Source organism: Pseudorhodobacter sp., from assembly GCF_030452865.1.
Classification (GTDB): Bacteria; Pseudomonadota; Alphaproteobacteria; order Rhodobacterales; family Rhodobacteraceae; genus Pseudorhodobacter.
The window spans coordinates 1-6,907 of record NZ_JAKDLJ010000184.1 but is presented as its reverse complement, the minus strand read 5'-3'; the positions used below and the strand labels follow the sequence as shown (position 1 = coordinate 6,907).

Sequence of the window (6,907 nt, the reverse complement as noted above, 5' to 3'; positions counted from 1 at the left end):
TGTGATGAGCCAGCGTGTTCTTTTGGCGCTGACGCAGGCAGGCGTTTCGCGTGAGGACAGCTATCGCCTGGTGCAGCGCAACGCGATGAAGGTTTGGGAAAAAGGTGCCGATTTCAAAACCGAATTGCTGGCGGATGCCGAAGTCACCGCAGCACTGACCCCGGCGCAGATCGAGGAAAAATTCGATCTCGGATACCACACCAAACACGTCGATACGATTTTCGCCCGCGTGTTCGGCGGTTGAGTGCAAGGGAATCTCAGCCTTCGATGCCTGCGATGACATCGGATGGGCCGGATTTCCTGCTGAACTTTGGCATTTCCATGCTACAATTGCGCAGCCATTGTGCCGGATGACACCGGCAGTCTGGTCAGCAAAGAAAACCGAAAGGACGCAAGATGAAGATCAAGACGCTTTTCGCCTGCACCGCCCTTTGCCTCAGCCCCGGCCTCGCATTCGCAATGTGTTCGGGGGAGGCTCACGCCGCCGCAATTTCCTGCGCGGATGGTCTGGTCTTCGTCGGCGCGACCAATACATGCGAGCCGGTTTCCGGTTAGAGCCGACAAAATCGCTGTCACCGCGCCGGGCGTAAGGCTGCATTAATACTATGCTGGCAACTTGGGCTCATCTGTAACCCAGAAAGGGCGCAAATATGGACGGCGGAACGACGGAACTGGCACAGATCACGCCTGCGCAGCGGATTGCCCCGAATGTGGAACGTCGCGCGCGCAAGCGCAGCCTGACCAACCGGGAAAAGGCAGCGGTGATCGTTCGGCTGATGGTGGCAGAAGGTGCGCCGATCACCTTGATGAGCCTGCCGGAGCATATTCAAGCCTCCCTCGCCGAGCAGATGAGCAAGATGCGCCTGATCGACCGGCGCACATTGCAACAAGTGGTTGCCGAATTTCTGGCAGAGTTGGAGGAGGTTGGCCTGTCCTTCCCCGGCGGCATTGATGGTGCGTTGTCGATCATGGATGGCCATATCTCTACCACCGCCGCCAACCGGTTGCGCAGGCTCTCCAGCGCCTCCTCCAAGATCGACCCCTGGGATCGCATCGCCTCGCTGGAGGTGGAGCGTCTGCTACCCGTGCTGGAACAGGAAAGCGTCGAAGTGGCGGCGGTGATGCTGTCAAAACTGGCGGTGCCGAAAGCAGCTGAATTGCTGGGCAAATTGCCGGGGGAACGCGCGCGTCGTGTTGCCTATGCCGTCTCCTTGACCGGCAATGTTGACCCTGAAACCGTGCGCCGGATTGGCCTGTCGCTGGCGTCGCAACTGGAAAACCAACCCGCCCGCGCCTTTGATGCCGGGCCGGTGGAACGGGTGGGCGCAATTCTGAACGTCGCCCCGCAACTGATTCGGGATGAGGTGTTGGCCGGTCTGGATGAGGATGATCAGGATTTCGCGCAACTGGTGCGCAAGGCGATTTTCACCTTCATCCACATCCCCGACCGGATCAGCCCGCGCGATGTGCCGAAAATCGTACGAATCGTCGAGCAAACGGTGATGGTGACAGCCCTCGCTTCGGCGATGAACCTGCCGATCACGGCCGCAGCGGCGGAATTCATCCTGTCCAACCTCTCGCAACGGATGGCGCAGACGCTGCGCGAAGAAATCCAGACGCGGGGGAAAATCAAGGAAAAGGATGCCGAGGCCGCGCAAGGCGCAATCATCACCGCGATCCGCAGTCTGGAAACCACCGGCGAACTTGTGCTGGTGCAACCCGAAGATTATGCCTGACGCGCCCCGTCGCCCGTGAGGGTATTTGCTTCTTCATCGCCGCGCTTGTGATCATTGACACGGGACTTTATGTCTGACGCCGGGCGGCCTGCGCGGTGCGGCGTCTGAACCGGACGGATTGATGCCTGACCAGACACCAGAAAAGAACCGGGGCGGAAAGCTGCGCAATGTCCTGCTGCGCGGCTTGATCGGCTTGCTGCTCGCCCTGCCCTACCGCTGGCGCGTGCCCCTTTGCGGCTGGGTCATGGCCTATATCATCGCGCCGGTTGCAGGCTATGACAAACGGGTGCGGGATAACCTGGCGCTGATCCTGCCAAATCTGCCACAGCGCGAGGTCAAGCGCCTGATGCGCGAGGTGCCGCGCAATGTCGGTCGCACCCTGATCGAGATTTATTCAGGTGCCGAATTCATTGCCCGCGCCACCGCAGAGCCGCTGCAAGGCGCAGGGCTGGCCGCGCTCGACGAAGCCCATGCGGCCGGTCGGCCGGTGATTCTGGTAACCGGGCATTTCGGCAATTACGACGCCAGCCGTGCCGCTTTGATCGCGCGCGGCTACCGCGTCGGCGCGCTTTACCGTCCGATGGGCGACGCGGATTTCAACGCGCATTATGTCAAGGCGATCTCGCAGATCGGCACGCCGGTTTTCCCCCGAGGTCGGGCGGGTCTCGCTGATATGGTGCGGTTTTTGCGCTCTGGCGGGATGCTCGGCTTGTTGATGGATCAGCAGATAAGCAGCGGCGTTGCGTTGGATTTCATGGGCCATCCGGCGAGAACCGCTTTGTCGGCAGCGGATCTGGCCTTGAAATATGATGCGCTGGTGATTCCGACCTATGCTGTGCGGCGCGCGGGCGGGCTTGATTTCGACATCATCATAGAGTCACCGATTCCGCATGACACGCCGGAGGCGATGACCCAGGCGCTGAACGCATCTCTGGAAAAACTGGTGCGTCAATATCCTGATCAATGGTTCTGGATTCACCGGCGCTGGAAGTAAAGCGCTGTCCGCCGCCGCGTCAGGCTATTTCAGCACCGCCGCGCCGAAAATCTCTCCCGGACCATCGGCTTGCAGGATGACCGCCAGCGGGCCGGACCCGGCAGGGATTGCCAGATCGAGCGCAGTCTGCCCGTCCCATTTACCAAGCAATTGCCACGAGGTGACGATATTGCTGTAGGTGATGGTCTTTCCCGCATTCTCGCCGCGTTCGATCAGCACCGATTCCGACGGATCGAAATGGACAAGCTGCACCCGAAGCGGTGCCTCCACCCCCGGAACCGGTGCGGCCCGGATCAACAATTGCGCGCCGCTGCGTTGCAGTCGCAAGTGCGCGCGTTGCGGTTGGCCGCTATGTGCACCGATTGCTGCGGCCACCTCGTCCGGGCGATTGCCAACGACGCGCGCCTGCCCCTGCACCACGATCTGTGGCGTATAGATCATCTTGTCGCGGGCAAAATGGGCATAGGCTTTTTGTCGCGCGGTGAACTGCGGATCTGCGAACTTGTCTTTCCAGCCCAGATAGTCCCAGTAATCGACATGCAGTGACAGAGCGATCACCTGATTATCCGCCGCCAAAGCGCCGAAAATGGCATCGGCAGGTGGGCAGGACGAGCAACCCTGCGATGTAAACAGCTCCACCACAACCGCATCATCGCTTTGGGCATGACCCGGCGCCGCAAAGGCCAACCATGCCGCGCAAACGGTTGCAAGAAGGTGTTTCATATTGCTTTTCCAGTATCCCGTTCCTTTGTGTCTAGTAAACTCCGGCCGCAGAGGCCAATCAAGGTTTTGCGAGGGGGCGTTACAAAGCCAGCCGCTTCGCCTCCGCATCGGCTTCGGCCAAAAACAGCCGGTTTCCCATGCCGTCGCACCCAATGACAAATTACGCTGGATTTTCGGCATACAATGGCATACAAAGCACAGACCCCCCTTGTTTTTGTGCCCCGGCTTCGGCATTACCCAAGGGAAGAAACATCCACGCACCAGCCAGAGGAGGTCAGACATGACCGTCAGAGTCGGACTTGACAGCAGCAAAACCCGCCGCTCGCTGACCTCGGGCGGATCGAGCATTGCCTATTATTCGATTCCTGCCGCGCAAGAGGCCGGGTTGGGCGATTTTTCCAAGCTGCCCGCGTGTCTGAAGGTGGTGCTCGAAAACATGCTGCGCTTTGAAGACGGCAAGACCGTCTCGGTCGACGATATCCGGGCCTTTGGCGAATGGGCAAGCAATGGCGGCAAGAACCCGCGCGAAATCGCCTATCGTCCCGCCCGCGTCCTGATGCAGGATTTCACTGGTGTTCCGGCCGTGGTCGACTTGGCCGCCATGCGCGACGGCATCATTGGTCTTGGCGGCGACGCCCAGCAGATCAACCCCCTCGCCCCGGTTGATCTGGTGATCGACCATTCGGTGATGATCGACGAATTCGGCAATCCGCGCGCGTTCCAGTTGAACGTCGACCGCGAATATGAACGCAACATGGAACGCTATACCTTCCTGAAATGGGGTCAGAAAGCGTTTGAGAATTTCCGTGTGGTTCCGCCCGGCACCGGCATTTGCCATCAGGTCAACCTTGAATACCTGTCGCAAACCGTCTGGAGCGACAAGGACCAGAACGGGCAGCAGGTCGCCTACCCCGACACGCTGGTCGGCACCGACAGTCACACCACCATGGTCAACGGCCTCGCCGTCCTCGGTTGGGGCGTTGGCGGGATTGAGGCAGAGGCCGCGATGCTCGGCCAGCCAATTTCCATGCTGATCCCCGAAGTGGTCGGGTTTGAACTGACGGGCGCAATGGTCGAAGGCACCACTGCCACCGACCTTGTGTTGCGAGTCGTTGAAATGTTGCGCAAACATGGCGTCGTCAGCAAGTTCGTCGAATTTTATGGCGACGGGTTGAACCGCCTGCCCCTGCCCGACCGCGCGACCATTGCCAATATGGCACCGGAATATGGTGCGACCTGTGGTTTCTTCCCGATCGACAAGGAAACCATCCGCTACCTGCGCAACACCGGCCGGGATGAGGCGCGGATCGCCTTGGTCGAGGCTTATGCAAAAGCCAACGGTATGTGGCGGGATGAAAACTACGCCCCGATCTACACCTCCACATTGACGCTGGACATGGCGACCATCGTGCCCGCCATTTCCGGCCCGAAACGTCCACAGGATTTCGTGGCCCTTGATGTGGCGGCAATCACCTTTGGCAAATATGTCACCGGCGAACGCGTCGGCCAGATCGCCAGTGAAAAGCAAAAGGTCAGGTGGGAAAGCGAAGGTGGTCCGCCCGAACCCTGCGCCATCCCTGGCGACAAGGGCAGTCACAAGCGCGGCTATGTGAAAACCGATGATGGCCACTACCAGTTGCATGACGGCTCCATCGTTATCGCTGCCATCACCTCTTGCACCAACACCTCCAACCCCTATGTCATGATCGGGGCCGGTTTGGTCGCGCGCAAGGCCCATGCCAAAGGCCTGACCCGCAAGCCTTGGGTGAAAACGTCGCTCGCCCCCGGTTCTCAGGTCGTCAGTGAGTATCTGGAGGCGGCGGGTCTGCAAAAAGACCTCGACGCTATCGGCTTCAACCTTGTGGGCTATGGTTGCACCACTTGCATCGGCAACTCCGGCCCGTTGGAGCCTGCAATTTCCAAGGCCATCGCCGATTATGACCTGATCGCAACTTCGGTCCTGTCGGGCAACCGCAACTTTGAAGGCCGGATTTCGCCGGATGTCCGCGCCAACTACCTCGCTTCGCCGCCGCTGGTTGTCGCCTATTCGCTGGTTGGGGATATGAATATCGACATCACCACCGCCAGCCTTGGCGACGACAAGGACGGCAACCCGGTCTACCTCAAGGATATCTGGCCCAGCAATGCCGAGATTGCTGAAATTGTGGAACGCACCGTGACCCGCGCCGCATTTCAAGAAAAATACGCCGATGTATTCAAAGGCGATGAGAAATGGCGCGGCGTCCAGACCCCGGATTCCGAAACCTACGACTGGCCGCCAACATCAACCTATATCCAGAATCCGCCCTATTTTCAGGGCATGTCGAAAACACCTGGCGTAATTTCGGATATCAAGGATGCGAGGGTACTCGCACTTTTGGGCGATATGATCACCACCGATCACATCTCCCCTGCGGGATCGTTCAAAGACACCTCCCCCGCCGGGAAATACCTGGTGGAACGGCAGGTTCCGGTGCGGGAGTTCAACTCCTATGGCTCCCGCCGTGGCAACCATGAGGTGATGATGCGCGGCACCTTCGCCAATATCCGCATCAAGAATGAGATGCTGGATGGGGTGGAGGGCGGCTATACCCTTGGCCCCGACGGCAAGCAAACCTCGATCTTTGATGCCGCCATGGCCTATGCCGATAGCGACACCCCGTTGGTGATCTTTGGCGGCGTCGAATACGGCGCCGGTTCCAGCCGCGACTGGGCGGCGAAAGGCACCGCACTTCTGGGTGTCAAAGCGGTTATTGCAGAATCGTTTGAACGCATCCACCGCTCCAACCTTGTCGGCATGGGGGTGATCCCGTTTGAGTTCACCGACGGCGATACGCGCAAAACCCTCGGGTTGAAAGGCGATGAAACCGTCAGTATCGAAGGGCTGGAAGGTGATCTCAAGCCACTTTCGACAGTGCCGTGCTACATCACATACGGCGACGGCAAAACCAAGACAATCCAGATCAAGTGCCGGATAGATACGGCGATTGAAAAGGAATATGTCGAACATGGCGGCGTATTGCATTATGTGCTCCGGGATCTGGCAAAGACCGCCTGAACCCCAGCGGGATCCGCACAGAAAGCAAGCGCCCGATGGGCGCTTGTTGCTTTTTCCGGTTCGCCGTTATGTCGTCGTTAAGCCTTGGGGCTCATGGTAAACTCAGTTTACCGTGAAAGGCCGTAACATGCGTTTCCCCCGTCTGATCAGCCAGGCCGAGATTGATGTCCAACTGCGCCGTGCCAAACCGCGCGCGACTTGCCTGCCGGGCCTGCCGTCAGGTGCCGCTCTGATCGGTCTTGCGCTGTATTTTACGCTGCAAGCCCTGCTCTGACTCTACCTCGGTCTTCTCTGCCGAAAATATCCTCGGGGGGCGGGTTTTTGGGCGCCCAACCCCGTTTGGGGGCGGCGGGCCCCCGATTTTTTTGGGGAAAAAGGAATTACCCGGTTTACGAA

The 6,907-nt window shown here is 59.3% G+C and carries 6 protein-coding genes and 1 pseudogene; 6 read left to right on the top strand and 1 reads right to left on the bottom strand.

Annotated elements, in window-relative coordinates; all coding sequences use genetic code 11:
- The 4 genes and pseudogenes from L0H65_RS11615 to L0H65_RS11600 form a co-directional block, all read left to right on the top strand.
- A pseudogene (locus L0H65_RS11615) lies at positions 1-244 on the top strand (adenylosuccinate lyase); the annotation flags it as partial.
- Positions 245-396: 152 nt separating this feature from the next.
- Entirely contained in the window at positions 397-555 is a 159-nt protein-coding gene (locus tag L0H65_RS11610) for a hypothetical protein (RefSeq protein WP_301459169.1), read from the top strand.
- Between the two features lie 95 nt (positions 556-650).
- Positions 651-1,736 carry a flagellar motor switch protein FliG gene (locus L0H65_RS11605; RefSeq protein ID WP_301459168.1) on the top strand — a complete coding sequence of 362 codons (1,086 nt, stop codon included), beginning with the start codon at positions 651-653 and terminating at the stop codon, positions 1,734-1,736.
- A gap of 121 nt (positions 1,737-1,857) precedes the next feature.
- Positions 1,858-2,730, top strand: coding sequence for a lysophospholipid acyltransferase family protein (locus tag L0H65_RS11600; protein WP_301459167.1), 873 nt, complete (start codon positions 1,858-1,860; stop codon positions 2,728-2,730).
- A 24-nt stretch (positions 2,731-2,754) separates the two neighbouring features.
- On the opposite strand, the gene L0H65_RS11595 is transcribed toward L0H65_RS11600, so the two are convergent.
- The gene (locus L0H65_RS11595; RefSeq protein ID WP_301459166.1) at positions 2,755-3,453 is read right to left on the bottom strand and encodes a thioredoxin family protein; all 699 of its coding nucleotides are present in this window, start codon (positions 3,451-3,453) and stop codon (positions 2,755-2,757) included.
- A gap of 280 nt (positions 3,454-3,733) precedes the next feature.
- Between L0H65_RS11595 and acnA the strand changes: the two genes are divergently transcribed.
- Positions 3,734-6,511, top strand: coding sequence for an aconitate hydratase AcnA (gene acnA / locus L0H65_RS11590; RefSeq protein WP_301459165.1), 2,778 nt, complete (start codon positions 3,734-3,736; stop codon positions 6,509-6,511).
- A gap of 127 nt (positions 6,512-6,638) precedes the next feature.
- A complete protein-coding gene (locus L0H65_RS11585; RefSeq protein WP_301459164.1) occupies positions 6,639-6,785 on the top strand; it encodes a hypothetical protein in 147 nt (48 codons plus the stop codon).
- Positions 6,786-6,907 lie beyond the last annotated feature (122 nt).

Bases quoted from the DNA above. Each gene is read 5' to 3' on its own strand.
- L0H65_RS11610 (WP_301459169.1), top strand. From the start codon at position 397: ATGAAGATCAAGACGCTTTTCGCCTGCACCGCCCTTTGCCTCAGCCCC.
- L0H65_RS11605 (WP_301459168.1), top strand. From the start codon at position 651: ATGGACGGCGGAACGACGGAACTGGCACAGATCACGCCTGCGCAGCGG.
- L0H65_RS11600 (WP_301459167.1), top strand. From the start codon at position 1,858: ATGCCTGACCAGACACCAGAAAAGAACCGGGGCGGAAAGCTGCGCAAT.
- L0H65_RS11595 (WP_301459166.1), bottom strand. From the start codon at position 3,453: ATGAAACACCTTCTTGCAACCGTTTGCGCGGCATGGTTGGCCTTTGCG.
- acnA (WP_301459165.1), top strand. From the start codon at position 3,734: ATGACCGTCAGAGTCGGACTTGACAGCAGCAAAACCCGCCGCTCGCTG.
- L0H65_RS11585 (WP_301459164.1), top strand. From the start codon at position 6,639: ATGCGTTTCCCCCGTCTGATCAGCCAGGCCGAGATTGATGTCCAACTG.